A 19,487-nucleotide genomic window follows, 5' to 3' on the forward strand; every position below is an offset into this window, starting at 1 on the left:
GGTGGAATAAGCCCTCCAGAAAGTTTCGCTCAGAAGGGAGAACAGAGTGCGAGCACTCTCTATTCTCTGTCGGTTCATCGTTCCTATCCATTACCTTGGAATGTGTATGATTTAATCGAAGCTACACAAAAATATGAAGAATCCCTGGTGGATTCCACAGTCATGTAGTTCTCTAACGCTGGCTTGGACTGCCTTCAACGAAGGCCTTACCTCATCTTTTCATTTACTCTGGGCCGCCGACTTGCCACTATTGCCACCGATCAGTGGTGGCTTTTAGGTCTTAGAAGGGCGCCCACTCCCATGCTAGTTTATGAACAGTTCTCAAGAAACCCAGCTTTTACGCGACTGTGACGCCATTCAAATCCCGAGCGGCAATCCGTTGGTTCTTCCACAGGGTACCTCTGTCATTATTACTCAAATGTTAGGAGGAACCTTTACCGTAGCTACCAATGCGGGACTTGTTCGTATTGAGGAAAGGGACGCTGATGCTCTCGGCTGGGAGAAAGCAAATTTAGAGACAGAGATGGTAGAAGGTGGTCCTACTGAAGAGGCAGTCTGGAATCAGCTGAGGACAGTCTTTGACCCCGAGATTCCCGTTAACATTGTAGACCTTGGTTTGGTCTACGACTGCCAAGTTATTTCCAAGGGGGCGGAGAAGATTCAAGTTCTTGTTAAGATGACGCTGACTGCTCCAGGTTGTGGTATGGGTCCTGCCATTGCTGCAGATGCCAAAACCAAGATTCTTGCCATTAACGGGGTGGAAGACGCCGAAGTAGAATTGGTTTGGGATCCTCCCTGGAATCAGGGGATGATTAGTGAAGCTGGCCGCATGAAACTAGGATTAGTGTAGCTAAGAAGCTGCGTCTGTTAGCTAGAGGTCCTACTGTCTGCCTGTTGGGTTATCTTCAAAAAGCAATAAAACTGTACGAAGAGCTTACGTCCAGATATCGCGGCTCTCGGGGTGATTGTGTATTTGAGGCCTCGCATGTCTTGGCGTTGGGAGGGGCTACTTGAAGAGGGTTCGTACCCTCCTCTTCTTAGCGGGGTGATATGGAGTTAATCGGGAGCTATGAGACTATGCCAGCGGTGTTCGTTCCATACGTACTACGTCGGACAAAGGGGGTATGGGACTTAACCAATAAGGGCATTTGCTCAGCCGAAAAATGGGCGGAATGCGCATACTCAGCCCCTACGGGGCCAAGATGACTTTTAGCTTGGCGATCCAGAGTCGGTACAGCACTAGCAGATGCCGAGGAGTCGGACGTTGTCTACTACTCACAATCCAGATTTTCTAGAAACAGCGCAACGCAAGAATTCAGAATAACACCGGCTCCTTGTGGCCACATCCGCGATGGATAAATCCGCGTTCCTGGATTCGGCGCTCCTATAGCTCTGAGGGAGAAGCATGCCTATGGTGTCTTGTCTGGTCAAAAGGCCCAACACACTCTGATTCTAATAACCTCCGTGGTAGGGACTGTGTCATTGTGCCAACATGCTTTGTCCACCCGAGGCGATATTACTATCCTTGATAGGGCACAGATCCCCGTCACAACTTTTTACAACAAGCGGCACTTTGTTGATTGCGGCAGGAGAAATGGAAAGTTATAGAAGAGTCTTAGGGTCAAAACTATGAGTCAACATCCCAGCCTGAAAAGCAAAAACACCATTAAGGCAAAACGCAGTGTTCTCAAGCGATTTGAGCGCGTGGATCTCTTAAAAAAGCGCGGCCAATTTCTGCCTAACCAGAAGGTAACTGGACTCCCAAAAACAAAGCCAGATTTCTGATAGCCGAAAGGCCCCCCTTGCTGTAGGGGCCAGCCTTCCCTGCGTGGGGAGGGAGTAGGGTTCGAGATCTTCCTATACTAACATTTGTTAGCGGGTGCGTGCTACCCCCCTTTTCATGGTAGTTTTGTTTTGCTGAGAAGCAAGAGGGGGAGGCGAAAAAAGGCGCTGCTACCCCCACATTATCTTTTCCCTTTGTTCCTCTCGGGCCGGCGGGACTTGAACCCGCGACCCCTGCGTCCCGAACGCAGTGCTCTACCAATCTGAGCCACGGCCCGTATATTTTGAGGGAACTATGAGAAAAAAGATATGTGCCCCAAGCTAAGGAAGGCTGCCTGTAGCAACAAGAGAAATGGTACTTGTCACGTCCAATCTGTAGTGCAGACTTCCTTTATGACCAGAAAAAGATCAGCTGGTTCCCTACGGGAAATTAAGTTTCAGATTGATGTTGCTCCCTATGCAGTTAGCTCAGTGCTAGTCTCCTTCGGTAATACGCAGGTGATTTGTGCAACCACTGTAGAGCATGGGGTACCAAAGTGGATAAAAGAACAGGGTATCGTCGGTGGATGGATCACTGCCGAATACTCCATGCTTCCCTATTCAACAACCATGCGTAAGCCGCGTGACTCTATCCGTGGCAGGCAAGATGGACGAGGAGTTGAAATCCAAAGGCTCATTGGGCGTGCTCTACGGGCTGCTGTTAACAGGGAGATTCTTGGGTCGCGAACTCTCTGGGTCGATTGTGATGTACTCCAGGCTGATGGCGGTACCCGTGCCGCGGCAATTACTGGTAGCTGGGTAGCAGTTTATATCGCTATTCGAAGGCTATTTCGCGAAGAGTCACCAGACACTTCTCCTACATCCTGCAAGGTAGCCGCTGTTAGTCTAGGTATTGTAGATGGGAAAGCCTTATTAGATTTGGACTATGAAGAGGATAAGAGGGCTGAAGTAGATCTTAATCTGGTCATGACGGATACCTTTGATATCGTAGATCTGCAAGCTTCTGGGGAGAAATCTGTTCTTGGCACAGTGCAGCTGGATCTCCTCTTGAAGATGGGCAGGCGTGGCATCCAGAAAATTCTGGAGCTTCAACAAGAAGCCCTAATTCACGCAGGATATGGATAAAGTGTTTCTCGGAGAAAACTGTTGACCTTGATAATAATCGAGGCAATATCGAATTATCTTTGATCAAGGATTATGGCTAGGAGATGTAGTGTTACAGGAGTCAAGCCTATACATGGAACTAGGGTTCATCGGCGTGGTCTCGCCAAGAAGAGAGGAGGCATCGGGATGCATGTTACTGCAGTAACTCACAGAGAGTTTTTTCCCAATCTGCGTTGCAGGCGAGTTTGGGTCCCACAGCTGGGGAGGTTCGTCCGTGTAAGGCGGATGACGGCCAATGCGCTAAAGACCATGGCTAAGAATGGTGCTTTTAGGACCTTGCAGTTGGCTGGGATTCTTTAATACTCTTCTCCCCTCTCTCATAGAGACTCATGCGGCCTAGTGACATAGGCGTTTTCATGAGACACGGACAAGAGACCCCGCAAGGATTTTCATCAAACCCATAACCTAAACCCCTCCATGGCTTATACTGTACAAAGCAAAAAATCAGGTAGGACTTATTTTCTTCACTCTAGAGTTCAAAAATTGAGAGGTGGGCGAGAAGTGACCCTTTATTACTTTGCTGGTGCTGTGGGTGAAGGGGTGCTAGACGCCCTACCTGCAGGTTATGTCGTTTCTGAGAATGAAAAGACAGGTTTGCCCCTCCTGAAAAAGGAGAGATGATCGGAGTATTTCATAACACAAAGTTTCTGATGCGTTTTACCAAGCGAGAAGATGCACTAAGGTTTGATAATTACTCTCTCTTGCATCTCCCCTTTCTATGGCCCCCCTAAAAAGGGGAAGAATTGACTGACGACGGGGGATCTCCGTTGGATTCTCCAACATTAGGGGACTTTGTTCGATGGAAGCGCAGGACAGCTGACCGCGTTTCAAGACCGTCTGGTGAGATAGCTACGATAGGGATTTCATAAGCCCCATCTGGAAAAACAAAACGGAAAAGAAAGGACCCATCAGGGTCCGTCTTTACTGGATTAGAATCGATCATAACTGATGAGTGAGGTTGGGTAGCTCCATAAAAAACTACTTCTGCATTGACGTGGAGAAAAAACTCTCGTCCTTCTTCGGTAGAAATACCGTCCCAACTTGAGGTTGGAGGAGTTGCCCAACTGGAAACTGGCTCCTCAATCCGCTTGCCATGGGAGGTCTGCAGCCAATTGGTAAACGTGCAGCTGTCCCACGAGGGAGCATTAGCGCCAAGAAGAGCTATTAGGGCTGCAAACAGGCCGCTTTCCCTGCTTCCCCATCCTGGTGGTGCTTCTCTCATACCAAAAACATCTAGTTGTTGCTCTAAACGCTGCTGAGTTCTAAAACGCAGTTCCGTAGCATTTACTTCGGGACAAGAAGAGAAGAGAAAATTAAGAACATCTCTACCTAGAATAGCCCCTAAGATTGTCCGCTCATCCTCTAAGAGGGGACCGGAGCTAATGTTCTTACTAACATGGGACAACTGGGTCTTCCTCTGGAGTCTTGCTAGAGCTTGGACAGCACTTTCTCCAGAAAGGATAGCACTTTGAATACATATTAAAAGCTGTTGAAAACTCAGGCAGAGAGGCAGTGTAGCATAGTCAAAGTTCTTAGAAGAAGAAGGTTGGTTGGAAGGAAGTCGAGTAGAAGTAGAGCGCATGATAACGCTCCATTGGTTTTCTGTGTAACAACCCAGTTCTATAAAATAGATGGCGTCGGTTCGAAAGACTGGAATATGCCAGCTACGCGTCCCAAATTTCACCCTGATTTCGGATTCGACCCCACCCTCTTCTGCTATACAGCGAATGAAGAGGGAAATTCCGTGGTACTGGGCAGTGTCGATATCCCAATAGGTGAAAAGACAGTGTGGGGCTTGTGCAATCAGGAAAATTGCATTGTTCCCATAAGAGACAGGAAGCTCCACTAGACGGCTTGAGACATTATTACCACTATCAGCCGTTTGGCACTCACTGCTTAGTTTTACACGATTCGCGCTGGGAACAAGAGGACTAGTAAAAACTTCGGATTCTAATTGTTTCTTATTATCTTCTTTGGGCTGCATGGACTGCATTTTTTCACATGAAGTATTTCCTGCATCATTCGGCGTAGAGCTTGGAACGTTGAGAAGAAAGCCCTTTAAACCATTCAAGGTAAAAGCGTATTCTTCGCGCTAGAAACATTTCTGCAAAGTGACGTAACATATAAACCCTGTTATCCCCTCTTTCTTCCGGAACAAGAAATACGGCGAGTAAAAGACGCACTACACGTACTTTCCGATGCCGCCAGATGTCCTATTAATCTAATCGAGAGCACATAGTGGCGGAAAGTGTACCCTCTTGTACCCTCTTTATAGAGGGTTTAAAAATGGATTGTGCTTCTTTTCATATCCAATGGTAGTAGGAGGGCCATGGCCTGGGTATACAACAACTCCCTCAGGCAACGTAGCAAGCTGGCGGTGTATTCCCTCTAGAAGCACACTTTGGCTACCCTCTGGGAGATCCCAACGTCCCACCCCTCCGCGAAATAACACATCACCACAAAAAAGTGGGCCATCCGGTTGAACTAGGAAGCAGAGGCTGCCAGGGCAATGCCCAGGTATAAGGAAGATCTGAAAATCTAGACCGAGGAAACTTGTTCGAGTTGCGTCCTTGACAAGAAAGTCGGGTTGTATCGTTTCAATCTCTACGGCAGACTCCCAATCCCTGAAAAATCCGGGTTGAGAAAGCATAGGCGCACTCTCCGCATGAATACCAATCTGGCAGTGATGCCTTCGGCGAATACAGGCAGCATCTATTATGTGATCGAAGTGGCCGTGAGTGAGGAGAAGCAGATTGATGTGCTCCGAGATAAAGTGACGGTCAGCCCCCTCTGGGGCATCAAATAAGATAGTACCCTTTGGGGCCTTTATGCAGTAAGCATTGGTCTCCAAAGCGCCGCCGGCAAATTTCCTGAATGGGATAATCATAAAGATTTATGGCCTAACACGACAAATCAAAACAGGGAGACAACGTGTCATGACGCTGGCCCAAAAGAAGCATACCTTAAACATACTTTCCGGTTGGCTTTATTTACCTTGAGCGGAAGCCGGCTTTTCTGCTGCTCTGCTTTCCATAGAAGAAGGATGCGACACTCAACAGTTCTAAGGATCTCCTGCATAGGAACAACACTGGGAATTGCGGCTATCCTGATAGGCTTTATAGCGCTAAAGGGTCAAGTAAAAAAGCCTGCAGGAACCCATTTTGGACAAGCAGTCGAAGCAGCGGCTGAGGTGACACTTCTTACTCCAAAAGTTCGCACCAGTTCTTCTTTAGATCCTGGTCAGGTGGAAATATCTGTGGCCCGTATCTTGGAACAGGGGCACTATACACGCCAAAAATTAGATTCGACGAAGGCACAGAAAATTTTAGAAAGCTACCTACGCCTCCTAGATCCCAACCGCCTTTATCTTATGAGAGAAGATATCGACTCTTTCTATGGAAAGCACCTTCCCACATTGAAAAATTCCATCTTGCAGGGAGACCTAACTCCAGCCCGTGAAATTTATGCTGTTTATAAAAGGCGTGTAGAGAATCGTGTCGCAAAAAATAAAATCTTTCTTAAAAGGTCTCTCTCCTTTTCTAGCAATGAGACTGTTACCCTCAATCGCGAGGGATCTGCTTGGCCCAAGGATGAGGCCGCAGCCGACGACCTTTGGAAAAGCTGGCTCCGAGCTCAAATTCTTCAAGAGCGACTGGCGGGTACTTCCATTACCAAATCGTTCAAACAGAACAGAGGTAACAAGGTGCCTTCCCTTTCTACCACTAAACGCCCCACTTGCAATACTTCAGGAAACAGATGCTTTACCACATCTCCACAAGTTAATAGTTGCTTCCCATCAAAAGGGTTGTCTCATGGACTATATCTACCTAAGACAGCAGAAGAAATAGTAGTACGACGTCTTGACAATATTCTCCGCACCTTAAAGCATGAGGAAAGTTTTGATGTGGTAGCTAAGTTTCTTTCCGCTATTTCCCAGAGTTACGATCCGCACTCAGATTACCTCAGTCCACAAAAGATGGAGAATTTTGCCATTGCGATGAGACTCTCCTTGGTGGGAATTGGTGCCGTGTTGCAAGACACTGACGGCTATACTCGGGTTGTAGACATTATTCCTGGAGGTCCGGCAGACAAAGATGGGCGGCTGAAAGTGAACGATTGTATTGTTGGAGTCGCGCAGGGCAATACCCCATTTGAGGATATGGTCAACACAAACTTAGAAAGGGTAGTGGAACGTATCCGTGGAAAGAAAGGAACACTGGTCCGGCTTCTCGTAATCCCAGGAGATTCACCAGATAGTTCTAAGCGCCAGTTAATTGATATTACGCGTGATGAAGTTAGATTGAAAGACCAACAAGCAAGGGCAGAAGTTATTGATCTCAAGCAGCCAAACGGCAGCATCACGCGCGTTGGATGGATTATGCTGCCTTCTTTCTATGCTGACATCGACTCCAGAGTTTCTAACTCCTGCCCAAACACGACGCAAGATGTTTCTATGCTACTTAGACGACTTGAGAAAGAGGGCATTCAAGGGCTCATTGTAGACTTACGGAGGAATGGAGGTGGTTCGCTGCAGGAGGCTATTAACCTCACCGGATTTTTTATCCCTCGGGGACCTGTGCTGCAGGTAAAAGATAGCATGGGGAGGGTTTCTGTGTCATATTGTAGGGGCGCTGGCCGCGTCTATGAAGGCCCGCTCGTTGTGCTTGTAAACCACTTGAGTGCTTCTGCAAGCGAGATCTTTGCTGCCGCTCTACAGGATTATGGACGTGCTGTCATTGTGGGTGACTCTCGCACCTTCAGCAAAGGAACAGTGCAAACCATACTAGATGTCGGTCGGTTTATGCCATTTTTTAGCCTTGCTGCTGCAGATGCTGGTAGCCTAAAGCTCACTATCCAGAAGTTCTATCGAATTAAGGGAGGATCTACACAACTCAAAGGTGTAGAATCCGACATTGTTTTGCCTTCACTACTCGACCACCCAAAAATTGGAGAAACGGCTTTGCCAAATGCGCTCCCTTATGATGAAGTACCCCCAGTGCCGTTCCGACGTTTCCCAGGGAACCTCTTCTTGGATCAGCTACGTAAGCGCTCCAGCGCCCGTGTTACCTTGGATCCCGAGTTTGTCTACATCCGCGAAGAAATGGTGCGTGTCCACAGGCGTTTAAGCGAAAACACAGTTTCCCTTAATGAGGAGACGAGGAAGGCTGAGATTGAGGAATCCAGAACTCAGAAGATCCGTCTTGAAAGGGAGTTGGCTTTGCGCGGACCTGGAATTAGAATGAAGGGGTATAGCGTCGCGCTGGACAACATACGCCACCCTCAGCTCAAGCCAATCCAATACGATAAAAAGTCTCGAGAAACAAAAAGGAATCCTGATCTTTTGGACGGAAAGGTTACTTTCCCCTCCAAACTAAGGGAAGATCCTATTAAAACTGAAACCCTGCGTATCGCTCAGGATTTAATTCACCTCAGCAGTGGAGTAAGAAAATCCCAGCCGTTAATGTCACATCACCAATTTTGTGATGGGTCGGCCTATTCAGATGGCTTTAAGCTCCAATTCCATCTCCATGTCAGCAAGCAAACCGCATGCTCCCTCCAAAATGGTAGTTGGGGGAAGGTGCAGCTCTATTCCTACAGTTATTGACGATATCCGCAAAGGCCGCATGGTAGTAGTGACGGACGATGCAGATCGTGAGAACGAGGGGGATTTGATTATGGCAGCAGAGAAAGTATCCCCCACTGCAGTGAACTTCATGACACAGTTCGGCCGCGGGCTCATATGTGTCCCCATACTACCTAGCCGGGCACGACAGCTTAAGCTCCCCCGCATGGTAGAAAACAACCACGAAGCTCACCAGACCGATTTTACAGTTTCTGTCGATGCGAGTCACGGGATTACGACGGGTATTAGCGTCCAAGATCGTGCAAAAACCATTCGGATTCTCGCCAGTTCTCACTCGAAATGTAATTCCCTTGTCCAACCAGGACACATCTTCCCCCTACAAGCAAAGGAGGGAGGTGTTCTCCAGCGTGCTGGCCACACAGAGGCAGCAATAGATCTTGCTCGATTAGCAGGTCTTGATCCTTCAGGGGTTCTCTGTGAGATCCTCAATGAGGATGGCAGCTTGGCACGTTTGCCAGACTTGCTTCAATTTTGCAAAAAGCATGAACTTAAGCTCTGTACCATTCGGGATCTTATTGCTTTCCGCCGAAAAAGTGAAAAGCTCATCGAGCGATGTGAGACTGTTTCGTTACCGACGGACTATGGGGAGTTCCAGCTCTATCTTTACCGCTCAAAGGTAGATAATAAGCACCATCTTGCTCTAGTAAGAGGAACTCTTGTCTCAAGTGAGCCCACATTGGTCCGTGTCCATAGTGAATGTTTGACCGGTGACGTTTTCGCTTCTAAGCGCTGTGACTGTGGTGGGCAACTACATGCCGCGTTAAAGAGAATTGCCCTCGAGGAGAGAGGGGTACTCGTTTACATGCGGCAGGAAGGACGCGGTATTGGTTTAGCATCCAAAATTCTTGCCTATAGATTGCAGGAAAATGGGCTCGACACGGTAGAAGCCAATGAACATTTGGGCCTTCCAATGGATTCCAGAGAATATGGCCTGGGGGCACAGATGCTTAGTGATCTCGGCGTCAATAAGATTCGACTCCTAACTAACAATCCAAGAAAGGTGGTAGGTCTGCAGGGTTATAACTTGAAAATTGTGGAACAAATTCCTCTGAAGATCTCTCCTAATCCGTATAATGCCAAGTACATGGCTACTAAGAAAACGAAAATGGGACACTGTTTATAAGCATAAACAGGGCACAAACGCGTTATTGAAAAGCCTAGACCAAAACGCCTTCCTAAAGGAAGGGGAGTAGCTGTGTTCTCTTTTGGATTTGGCGATGATGTCACGATGGAAGCGCCGGACGTGATGCGTACTAAAGCAAAACTGCAGAAGAAAGCAAGGATTGGAGTGGTGGCTGGCCAGTATAATGCAGAGTTGTCACGGGCTTTAGTAGACTCTACTTGTAAGGAGTTGGACCGCATGGATTTAGGAATAGAGGTGGGATGTTTCTTAGTGCCTGGAGCATTCGAAGTTCCTCTTGTTGTTAAGAGGCTTGCTCAGAAGAGACAATATGAAGCCATCATTGCGCTAGGAGTGATTGTTCGAGGAGAGACTGCACACGGCAATCTCATTGGTACCGTAGTGACAGAGGCGCTTATGCAAATTGCTCTGGAATTTTCTATTCCAGTTATTCATGAAGTCTTGCTCGTCGATAATGAAGAGCAGGCTCGCCAACGCGTATGCGGAGGGAGATCTGACCGCGGATCAGAAGCTGCCCAGGTTGCTGTAGAAATGGTGCGCGTTGTGGCAAACCTTTAATATGTCATACAAGCCCATAGGGGCCCGAAGAGAAGGACGAGAAGCTGCCGTCCAGTTTTTGTATCAACAGGATCTTAATCCAGATACTACTGTGTTGAATTTACCGGAATTCTATTCGCTGCGGGGATTAAGTCCTAGCGCCCGCCGCTTTTCTGAGACTCTCATACGAGGGGCCTCGTACCATAGAGACTGCATTGACAGCATGATTCAATCATATACGAAAAACTATAGGCTAATGCGTATCTCTTCTGTTGACCGCAACATTCTCCGTATAGCTATCTACGAGATGCTAGAACGCCCAGAAATTCCATCTGTTGTATCCATTAATGAGGCAATCGAAATTGCAAAGAAGTACAGTACAGAAGAATCCGGTCGTTTCGTTAATGGTGTGCTGGACAAAGTGCGCCTCGTCCTTAACTGAAACTAAATAGTAGGAGCTTCTCGATACTTAGAGTAATCCAACAAATCTTCTGCATCTTTCTTCCTTCAATGCTGAATGTTACAAACCACGATCTGCTTGATGTAAGGAGGAAGAGTACGTGCATTCCAATAGAGACGCAACGTAATAGAAGAAGCGCACAAGTTGATGGCTAATAATGGATGTACAGTACCATACCATACCATTTTCGCCTTTTAGAGATAGTAGTGCCAGTTTAGCTGGGGGAAGAGGTTATTATAGTGTTCACACTCCTGAAGAAATTCTGGGTCATGACGGCCCTCCCTAAGGTTTTCGTACAATTGTGTGAACCGCAATAAGTGGTCTCTAGTGCGATGAGTGGCATAGCTACATGCTGTGCCGGTCTTAATAAGGAAAGCCCAGTCGCTGGACTGTGCCAAGAGAAGTTCTCTGGCCATTTGCCGAAGGGTCCGGTCTTCATTTTCACTGACGACTTGTTTAAATCGCCGTGCTGTTTCGATCATTCTTCTGGCTGCCATGTGGAGATGAGGATAAATCCAAGCATTACTGCGGTCTAACCAGACCTGCCAGTATCCTCCATATCCCCAACTAGACGGTGCAGGAGTCAGTACTTGAAGGGTTGCATGCAAGGCCAGATATTCGGTGGGGGTACTTAGACAGTAGTTTTTTTGAGCAAGTGCGGATTTTCGCAGAAAGCAGTTCAGAAATTCTGGACCCTCAAACCACCAATGTCCAAAAAGTTCTGCATCGAACGGGCTTACTACGATAGGATCTACTGGTAAAAAGGAACTCAGTTTTTCCATCTGTCGCACACGAGCCTCCATGAAATTTTGCGCGTGAGCATTTGCTGTTTCCATTGCCCAAGAGCGGCAGTAGAGGCTCTTTTTTTGGGAAGTTCCGGTAATACTATAGTATTTGATCCCTGTATGACGACGTTGAGTCCTGGTAGGGAGATAATCGCTAAGAATTTCTTCTGGGAGATCGTATCCGATGTCTCGATAAAAATCTCGGTAAGCCGGATCGCCCGGATAACCCTCCCGTGCGCTCCATACTTGCTTGCTAGACTCACGGTCTCTGGCAAAGCAAGCTGGTCCGGCTGGGGTATAATAGGGAGAAAAAACGGCAAAGCGAGGATGTGGGTGAGCGTTGAAGACACCATGGGCATCTACGACGAACCACCGCAAGTTGTTCTCTACTAGAAATTGGTCTACAGAAGGCACATATCCACATTCTGGTAACCAAATGCCGGTGGGATATCTACCAAAACACTCCATGTGATAATCAACTCCAATACGGATCTGTGCGCGCATCGCTCCTGGAAAATCTTCCATGAGAGGGAGAAAGCCATGAGTAGCAGCACTTGTAATCAGCTCTAGATGCCCGGAACGCTCTAGCGCAGCAAATGCTCCTATGAGATCACACCTTAGCTTTTCTACATACAGTTCACGTGCTTCTGAAAATCTAGTTAGGTAAAAGCGTGCCAGTTCCTGCAGTTGATGCTCGCCTACAGTGCGTTCAATTTCTTTGCGGGAAATTGTGATGCCACGCTCTAAATAGCGAACCGCCCGACTTTGCAAGAGCGGATCTCGGAGCATAGCACACAACGTAGGCGTCAGGGTCATCGTCAAACGAAAGGGAATCTCCTCTTCTGCTAGCTGTAGGAATACCTTTAAGAGGGGTAAATAAGTTTCAGCCACAGCCTCGAAGAGCCACTCTTCTTCCAAAAAGTCCTCATGCTCAGGGTGGCGGACAAAAGGAAGATGGGCGTGGAGGAGAAGCGCTAGATGACCATTCTGCATCTGAACTCACAGAGGGGCGGGGAATTACGTCCGCACTTTACATTTCCCAGACCAAGGTTTCTCCAGATTTGGATCGTCATGGGGTGGAAGAGTATCCTAGGCTGGCTGCCCCAACAAGGCTAAGTTGCCTGTGGGAGAATTCAGATGATAAGGCGCTCCCGGTGATGAAAATGTTTGCTCCATTGTTGATAGAGTGTCAACCTGCAGGCCCTGCTGTTCAGGGCGGGACGGCCCTTTTGTTCTGACGTGATGCCCAATAATTTTTTTTCTACAAAACGGAAGTCTCCCTTTTGCGGGAATTTGGGGAGGATTTTGGTTACTGGAGGAGCAGGCTTCATCGGAAGTGCCCTCGTTCATGTGCTTAATCGGCAAGGTTGGGAAGATATTTTAATTGCTGATTTCCTTGGAAAAGGTGATAAATGGAAGAACCTTAGAGCGCTTAGGTTTGATGATTGTCTTCCTGCGGACCGTTTTCTGCAGAAACTTGAGCAATCCGCAGCATTTTATGGGGATTTCAGTGCCGTATTCCATCTAGGCGCCTGCTCCTCTACTGTCGAATGTAACTTAGACTACCTTCTAGAAAAGAATTACTACTACAGTCTTTGCCTGGCGAAGTGGGCCCTTGCACGCGGAATTCGATTCGTGTACGCTTCCTCGGCGGCTACCTATGGAGATGGAGCGCAAGGACTGGACGATAAGAATGACAATCTCCATTGCTACCGTCCCCTTAATCCCTACGCCTACTCTAAACATCTTTTTGATGTTTATGCCCAAAAATATGGGCTTCTTAAGCACGTGGTAGGAATCAAGTATTTTAATGTCTTTGGTCCAAACGAATATCACAAAGGAAGGATGCGCAGCCTAGTCTGTAAAGCTTATGAGCAGATTCTTGATACTGGGGTAGTTAAATTGTTTAGGAGCTCTCATCCTGGATATCGGGATGGAGAACAGAAAAGGGACTTTATATATGTACGGGACGCAGTTAAGATGACACTGCACTTGGCTGCGACCTCCTCTGCGGTAGGCCTGTTTAATGTTGGGAGTGGGATGTCGCGCACATGGGTGGAACTCGCCAACGCCGTTTTTTCTGTGTTGAGATGCCCCCCAAGGGTTGAGTTCGTTGAAATGCCGGAATCTGTCCATCAACAATACCAGTACTTTACTTGCGCGGATATTTCTAAGCTTCGCCTATCTGGATATTCTTGCTCGATCACCCCATTTGAAGATTCCATTAGGGAATATATTATGCACTATCTGCTTTCTGGAGTCAGGCTAGGGGATGAGAAATTTGAACAAACCTAAAGTCTTTTTGTTATATGCCCCTCTTTGCGCGATACAGGGATCGAACCTGTGGCTCCTTGCGTGTGAAGCAAGTACTCTACCACTGAGCTAATCGCGCGAAAGGAAGTGTGGCCTTCAGTCAGGTCGCCGCTATTCTAGCAAATGCCGGAAATGCCTGCGGCGCCTCCACTATCATTCTGGAGAACATCCCCACGGAAAGGTAGCTTGGCGATTTCCCTTAAAAATACCTGATTGAGGCGAATCCCGTTTCGAAAGTTTTCCATAGAGAAATTCTCGTTTGGCGAGTGAGCTCGACAGTCTGGAGAGGCTAAAGCGAGCAAAAGGCTGTCTACTCCCAGTACTGCCTTGAAATTCTGCACAATAGGAATGCTCCCTCCTTCCCTAGTAAGTACAGACTTTTGGCCAAATGTTTTCTGAAGAGCAACCTGAGCTACCTGCCCATAAGTTGAATTTGGATTAAAAAAATATGCCGGACTGGAATGGCCAATTTGGATTTCTAAACGTACCCCCCTGGGGCACTGTGCATGCAAATGGGTCTCAGCAAGAGACAGAATTTTATCTGGATTTTGATCCGGCACAAGCCGGAAGGTAAGCTTGGCAAAAGCTTTTCTCGGCAAAACGGTCTTGGTACCCTCACTCTGATATCCAGCACCTATTCCGTTGACCTCTACGGTAGGACGTGTACCGATACGTTCCCCAGAGGTATACCCAAGCTCTCCATGTAGTTCAGAAACTCCTGTTTGTGCAATAATTGCAGAGTCTGGGACACTAAAACTAATCTCGCGCTCCCACGGCTCTAGATCTCGGACAGCGTCGTAAAATCCTGGGATTGTTATCCTCCATGAGACATCATGTAGGGAGGCGATTAGTCTGGCGGCCACGGTGGCTGGATTAACAACTGCACCTCCATACATCCCGGAGTGTAGATCGTGTGATGGACCGTGCACGACGAACTCCAAAGCTGCCACCCCTCGTGTGGAATAACTTAAAGTAGGAATTCCCTCCCCAACCATTCCTGTATCCGAGATAACGATGACATCTGCCCTTAATTCCTCTTTATATTCTTCCAAGAAACTTGGAAGATGTGGACTTCCAATTTCTTCCTCCCCCTCAATGAGAAAAATCACGTTGCATGGAAGGCTGCCATCAGATTGTAAAGTCTCATGAACTCCCAAAATGTGAGCTAAAATTTGCCCCTTGTTGTCTGTAGAGCCTCTGGCGTACACCTTGCCATCTCGTATTACTGGTTCAAATGGGTGAGAGATCCACTCTTCAAAAGGTTCAGGTGGCTGAACATCGTAGTGACCATAGAAAAGAACCGTGGGTTTAAAGCTCCGCCAATCTTGGGACTTTCCCACAACAACCGGATAGCCTAAAGTTTTAGGGATAGAAGTATGGAGTCCAACTCTACGCAACCTTTCCTCTAGCCATTTAGCACATTTGTATACGTCATTGCAGTAGGCGGGTTGTGCAGAGACACTTGGGATACTCAGAAACTCTATAAAGTCCTGCAGGGAAGAATCATTGGGACACATACTAGACACTCCATAAAGATACTCCATAACCTAGCTTATTGCTTACTAGGTATCCTGTGCTGAAAGCAATCTAAGACTTCGCCTGACAACCCCATTCCATAGTCTAACAACGTTCCTTGCAAGAATCTAAGAATCAGGAATAAAAGAAATCAGGACAGTGTACCTCACACAGCCAAGCGGCCTTGAGGGTATGGGTTTTGGGTGGTGGATGGCTGGGCATGGATGCAGCTTTACTCTTGAGGCGTTTTTCCGGTCCCCGGAAAGGACTTACAAATTGTGGGAGGCCTCAGATATTGGGGATAGTCAGTACAATACCTGCTTTAAGGTGCGTGGAGCCGTTAAGCTGGGCTCGATTTGCATCTGCAATGTCCCTCCAACGCCGTGGAGTCTTGTAGAATCTTGCGGAAATTATAACGAGCGTATCACCTTGCTTCACTCTATAAGTGCGTGTCTCCGGACCGGTTCGACTGGTGGGCTTCTTTTTAGAAGAGGCTTGGGTCTGAAGAGGAGATTCTTTCTGAGAACGCAAGGTTATCAACTGAGATTGAAGGGAAAGGTTTGCATTCCTAAGGCGTATAGCTTCTGCCCGAGAAACTAGTACTCCTTCAGAAAGTTGGCTTGCAAGGAGGAGACGAAGGCGCCTCATGTCCTCTAGAACCTCCTTAATGCGAGTATCCTTTGGAACTTGCTCAATAAAACGCTGAAAATGATAGAGAGCCCCCACCAAATAGTGAGTTTTGGAGCTACAAATTAGAGCCATACGATAGTGAACTTCTCTTCCCATAGGAGTTCCATCTATGCATCTCTCGTAAAGCTCCAGTGCTTGGCGATATTTTCCATCTGCCTCTGCCCGCTCGGCACGTTGACGCAAGTTAGTAGAAAAAAAAGTAGGGCCATCGCATCCAGTACACAAAAAAGAGAAAAATACCCAGAAAAGCAAAAGCCTCATAATTGGCGTTCAAACGAACGGATCGCGTTATGCAAGACTTCTCACAGTTTTATACAATCAGAGTCTCTATTAATGAATCCATCCCCATCGCGTACTAAACGGCCAGAGAATAAATAAGGCTCGACCTATTACATTTTCCTGCGGGACAATCCCCCATTCCCGACTATCACTGGAATTATAGCTATTATCCCCCAGTACAAAGTAACTATTTGGGGGCACAGTGAAGGTGTCTTGCGGTGTAGAAAGGTATAGAGAGAAGGGAACGTTCACATATCCTTGAAAGCTATTGCTACAACTCATTACCCGCTGTAGTCCCAACTCGGCGGGCACTTTCCCATTAATGAAGAGAAGAGGGGGATCGATACGCAGAACATCGCCTGGAACTCCCACTAGGCGTTTTATATAGTGCTCAAAGGCGACGTTCTTCAGACGGCGGGACTGGATTTTTGGGATGTTTAGCGTCCTGAACACGAGGATATCACCTCGGCGTGGGGGGATAAAGTGGCATCCGAGTTTATCTACAAACAACTGATCTCCTGAAGAGACTATCCCGCGAGCGATGGCTTGTCCGCGCCTATAGAAGCGTCCTACGCTTACACCAAAGTAAGAATAAAGTGCAGAAGACGGAGCAAAAGCCCAGTAGGTGTGCTTGTCTCCTATGAGCTGTGTAAAGGTAAAAAAATTAAGAAACCGATGCTCCTCTATGTGGAGAATAGTCTCATTAGACTGAGCAATGACATCTAGATGTGAGCGTCCATATACAGCAAGGTCAAGGATTCGAATAGGCAGAGAAGGCGGGGGAAGGGAGGAGGGGTGGCCTGTAACTCCAAAGAGGGTAGGTTGCATGGAGCCGCTGGGAATTTTGAACGGCTGGAGAAAGTATGCTCGTATACTAACCGCCAGAATGACAGCTACTAGAATCGTTTCTATATTTTCACGCCAACCTGGACGGTTATGCTGTGGCATTACTCGGAGGGTACATTGCTCTAAAGCCTGCATGGAAAAAATGACGCTGTCTTTTTTTTCTTGTCGTATTGCTTCTTGCAGTTGAGAGATGCCATCCCTCAGCTTTCGCAGCTGTTTCAAAGTGAGCAGATCTTTCTGATAGCGCAGCGCTTTGTGCACTACATATAAGGCCCGCCGTGCTTCTCTAATATAGCTAGGGGTAAAGAAGAGCATTGAAGAGGGTAGGCAATTCTGGTCTTAGCGAGCCCTTAGGACTGCTATAAACGCCTCTGGTGGAATGCTTACTCTACCGATTGTCCTCATCCTTCTCTTGCCCTCTTTTTGTTTTTCTATCAGCTTCCGCTTGCGGGTGATATCGCCTCCGTAGCATTTTGCAGTCACATTCTTCCGCAGTGGAGAGACGTTTTCACGCGCGACGATTTTCCCACCAATAGCTGCCTGGATTGCTACCTGATAAAGCTGTTGGGGGATTACCTCCCTTAGCCTCTCTGTTAGGCATCGACCTCTTGCTTCCGCTCTGTCGCGGTGCACGATACTGGAGAATGCATCAACCGGCTCTCCATTGACCAAAATTTCTAGCTTCACGAGATTTGCAGGACGGCTACCCGCTGATTCATAGTCCATAGAACCATAGCCATGGGTCAGGGTCTTAATCTTATCGTGGAAGTCTACCACGATCTCATTGAGGGGCAAGACAGCTTTTATCATTATCCGGCGACTATCCACAGATCTCGTTTGCTCTACTACTCCTCTCCTTTCCGAGGTAAGACGCATAAGGTCCCCAAGATTCTCATTTGGAACCATGATAAAACAGTCCACAATGGGCTCTCGGATTTCTAGGATAGCACTCCTATCAGGTAAATTGGCAGGATTGTCTACTTCTAGACGCTCACCATTGGTTTTGATTACTTCGTAGATTACACTTGGGTGGGTAGCTATGATGTCTATAGCATACTCCCGTCTGAGGCGTTCTTGGACAATCTCCATATGAAGCAGACCGAGGAATCCACAGCGAAATCCGAACCCAAGGGCTGCACTGCTCTCCGTCTGAAACATAAATGCGGCGTCATTTAACTGTAGCTTACCCATGGCTGTCTTAAGAGATCCAAAGTTCGTAGTATTGATAGGATAAATCCCAGAAAACACCATTGGATGTATTCTCTGGAATCCGGGAAGAGGAAGGGGAGCAGGATGATGAGAGTCTGTAAGCGTATCTCCCACCAGAATTTCTGAGGTAGATTTAATGTTTGCGATGAAGTAGCCAACATCACCAGATTCCAATTGCGGCTGGCTCGTCTTCTTTGGGGTAAAGATTCCCACCTCTTTAATTGTGTAGTGCTTGTTTGTCGCCATCATCTTGACTATTTGACCGGGTACTATGCTTCCTGAAAAAATGCGGATGTACCCAACGACTCCTCTATGACTGTCAAATACAGAATCAAACACAGAGCCACGCAGGACTTCATCTTGGCTGGTTGGAGGCGGGACACGATTGACGATTGCTTCTAGAACATCAGCGACCCCGATACCAGTTTTGGCGCTTACTTCAATAGCTTCTTGGGCAGGAATAGTCAGCACTTCTTCCAGCTGCAGCTTCGTTGCATGGATATCTGCACTAGGAAGATCAATCTTGTTTATTATCGGAATAATGGTTAGGTTTTGCCTGGTTGCCAGACTTACATTAGCGACAGTTTGTGCTTCCACCCCCTGGGCAGCATCGATAATCAGCAGGGCGCCTTCGCAGGCTGCCAGGCTGCGGGAGACTTCGTGGGCAAAGTCTACATGCCCTGGGGTATCAAGAAGATTAAGCCGGTAGTTTTGTCCATCTTGAGCCAGATAATGCATTGTTACTGGGTGAGCCTTGATAGTGATGCCACGCTCTCGTTCAAGGTCCATAGAATCAAGGAGCTGATCCTGCCTCTCTCTCTCCGCGATAGTTCCAGTACTTTCTAAAAGGCGGTCGGAAAGCGTAGTCTTGCCATGATCGATGTGCGCGATGATACAAAAGTTACGCGTAAGATTTGCTGGCATTGGACGCGATGCGTTAAAGAGACATGTGGCACACAACAAACGCCACGCCTGCGCTTCTCATACGTAGGTGTAGACGCACAAACGGTAGCCGGCGACGGGATTTGAACCCGCAACCTATCGATTACGAATCGATCGCACTACCATACTATGCTACGCCGGCACTTGAGAACAACCATTACAACCAAACCAGGAATTTCG

The 19,487-nt window shown here is 47.5% G+C and carries 17 protein-coding genes and 3 tRNA genes; 10 read left to right on the top strand and 10 right to left on the bottom strand.

What is annotated here, in order from left to right; genetic code table 11:
* Positions 1–310: 310 nt before the first annotated feature.
* The gene (gene sufT / locus AMD24_RS03490; RefSeq protein ID WP_062100679.1) at positions 311–850 is read left to right on the top strand and encodes a putative Fe-S cluster assembly protein SufT; all 540 of its coding nucleotides are present in this window, start codon (positions 311–313) and stop codon (positions 848–850) included.
* Positions 851–1,629: 779 nt separating this feature from the next.
* Positions 1,630–1,785 carry a small basic protein gene (locus tag AMD24_RS04360; protein ID WP_082383052.1) on the top strand — a complete coding sequence of 52 codons (156 nt, stop codon included), beginning with the start codon at positions 1,630–1,632 and terminating at the stop codon, positions 1,783–1,785.
* 201 nt (positions 1,786–1,986) lie between these two features.
* On the opposite strand, the gene AMD24_RS03495 is transcribed toward AMD24_RS04360, so the two are convergent.
* Positions 1,987–2,060 (bottom strand) — tRNA-Pro (locus tag AMD24_RS03495).
* Between the two features lie 115 nt (positions 2,061–2,175).
* On the opposite strand from AMD24_RS03495, the gene rph reads away from it, so the two are divergent.
* The 3 genes from rph to AMD24_RS03510 all read left to right on the top strand — a co-directional run bounded on the left by rph (position 2,176) and on the right by AMD24_RS03510 (position 3,567).
* Entirely contained in the window at positions 2,176–2,907 is a 732-nt protein-coding gene (rph, locus tag AMD24_RS03500; protein WP_062100680.1) for a ribonuclease PH, read from the top strand.
* Between the two features lie 72 nt (positions 2,908–2,979).
* Positions 2,980–3,246: a 50S ribosomal protein L28 gene (gene rpmB, locus AMD24_RS03505; protein ID WP_062100681.1), complete on the top strand. Its 267-nt coding sequence runs from the start codon at positions 2,980–2,982 to the stop codon at positions 3,244–3,246.
* Between the two features lie 117 nt (positions 3,247–3,363).
* Positions 3,364–3,567 carry a hypothetical protein gene (locus AMD24_RS03510; RefSeq protein ID WP_062100682.1) on the top strand — a complete coding sequence of 68 codons (204 nt, stop codon included), beginning with the start codon at positions 3,364–3,366 and terminating at the stop codon, positions 3,565–3,567.
* 106 nt (positions 3,568–3,673) lie between these two features.
* Here the strand turns inward: AMD24_RS03510 and AMD24_RS03515 are convergent, their stop codons facing one another.
* Positions 3,674–5,017 (bottom strand): DUF4912 domain-containing protein, encoded by a 1,344-nt coding sequence (locus tag AMD24_RS03515; protein WP_062100683.1) that lies wholly within the window; start codon positions 5,015–5,017, stop codon positions 3,674–3,676.
* A 198-nt stretch (positions 5,018–5,215) separates the two neighbouring features.
* On the bottom strand, positions 5,216–5,833 hold the full coding sequence (locus AMD24_RS03520; RefSeq protein ID WP_062100684.1) for an MBL fold metallo-hydrolase: 618 nt from the start codon (positions 5,831–5,833) through the stop codon (positions 5,216–5,218).
* Positions 5,834–5,989: 156 nt separating this feature from the next.
* Between AMD24_RS03520 and AMD24_RS03525 the strand changes: the two genes are divergently transcribed.
* From AMD24_RS03525 to nusB, 4 genes are all read left to right on the top strand, one after another.
* Positions 5,990–8,551, top strand: coding sequence for a carboxy terminal-processing peptidase (locus AMD24_RS03525; protein ID WP_062100685.1), 2,562 nt, complete (start codon positions 5,990–5,992; stop codon positions 8,549–8,551).
* On the top strand, positions 8,475–9,713 hold the full coding sequence (locus tag AMD24_RS03530) for a bifunctional 3,4-dihydroxy-2-butanone-4-phosphate synthase/GTP cyclohydrolase II (protein ID WP_062100686.1): 1,239 nt from the start codon (positions 8,475–8,477) through the stop codon (positions 9,711–9,713). Before AMD24_RS03525 ends, AMD24_RS03530 begins: the two co-directional genes overlap by 77 nt.
* A gap of 72 nt (positions 9,714–9,785) precedes the next feature.
* Positions 9,786–10,289 (top strand): 6,7-dimethyl-8-ribityllumazine synthase, encoded by a 504-nt coding sequence (ribH, locus tag AMD24_RS03535; RefSeq protein WP_235503181.1) that lies wholly within the window; start codon positions 9,786–9,788, stop codon positions 10,287–10,289.
* 1 nt (position 10,290) lies between these two features.
* On the top strand, positions 10,291–10,710 hold the full coding sequence (gene nusB, locus AMD24_RS03540) for a transcription antitermination factor NusB (protein WP_082383053.1): 420 nt from the start codon (positions 10,291–10,293) through the stop codon (positions 10,708–10,710).
* A 212-nt stretch (positions 10,711–10,922) separates the two neighbouring features.
* Here the strand turns inward: nusB and AMD24_RS03545 are convergent, their stop codons facing one another.
* On the bottom strand, positions 10,923–12,506 hold the full coding sequence (locus AMD24_RS03545) for a glycoside hydrolase family 57 protein (protein ID WP_062100687.1): 1,584 nt from the start codon (positions 12,504–12,506) through the stop codon (positions 10,923–10,925).
* Positions 12,507–12,806: 300 nt separating this feature from the next.
* Here AMD24_RS03545 and rfaD point away from each other — a divergent pair, with 300 nt between their 5' ends.
* Complete coding sequence (gene rfaD, locus AMD24_RS03550; RefSeq protein ID WP_235503182.1) at positions 12,807–13,808, top strand: ADP-glyceromanno-heptose 6-epimerase; 1,002 nt, start codon at positions 12,807–12,809, stop codon at positions 13,806–13,808.
* Positions 13,809–13,833: 25 nt separating this feature from the next.
* Here the strand turns inward: rfaD and AMD24_RS03555 are convergent.
* The 6 genes from AMD24_RS03555 to AMD24_RS03580 all read right to left on the bottom strand — a co-directional run bounded on the left by AMD24_RS03555 (position 13,834) and on the right by AMD24_RS03580 (position 19,449).
* Positions 13,834–13,905 (bottom strand) — tRNA-Val (locus tag AMD24_RS03555).
* Between the two features lie 37 nt (positions 13,906–13,942).
* Complete coding sequence (locus AMD24_RS03560) at positions 13,943–15,370, bottom strand: dipeptidase (protein WP_082383054.1); 1,428 nt, start codon at positions 15,368–15,370, stop codon at positions 13,943–13,945.
* A gap of 259 nt (positions 15,371–15,629) precedes the next feature.
* Positions 15,630–16,292 carry a LysM peptidoglycan-binding domain-containing protein gene (locus AMD24_RS03565; RefSeq protein WP_062100689.1) on the bottom strand — a complete coding sequence of 221 codons (663 nt, stop codon included), beginning with the start codon at positions 16,290–16,292 and terminating at the stop codon, positions 15,630–15,632.
* A gap of 69 nt (positions 16,293–16,361) precedes the next feature.
* Positions 16,362–17,471, bottom strand: a complete 1,110-nt coding sequence (gene lepB / locus AMD24_RS03570; protein ID WP_062100690.1) for a signal peptidase I — start codon at positions 17,469–17,471, stop codon at positions 16,362–16,364.
* Positions 17,472–17,495: 24 nt separating this feature from the next.
* Positions 17,496–19,289, bottom strand: a complete 1,794-nt coding sequence (gene lepA, locus AMD24_RS03575) for a translation elongation factor 4 (protein ID WP_062100691.1) — start codon at positions 19,287–19,289, stop codon at positions 17,496–17,498.
* An 86-nt stretch (positions 19,290–19,375) separates the two neighbouring features.
* Positions 19,376–19,449 (bottom strand) — tRNA-Thr (locus AMD24_RS03580).
* Between the last annotated feature and the right edge of the window lie 38 nt (positions 19,450–19,487).

The sequence above is a fragment of the Candidatus Xiphinematobacter sp. Idaho Grape genome (genome assembly GCF_001318295.1).
GTDB lineage: Bacteria > Verrucomicrobiota > Verrucomicrobiia > Chthoniobacterales > Xiphinematobacteraceae > Xiphinematobacter.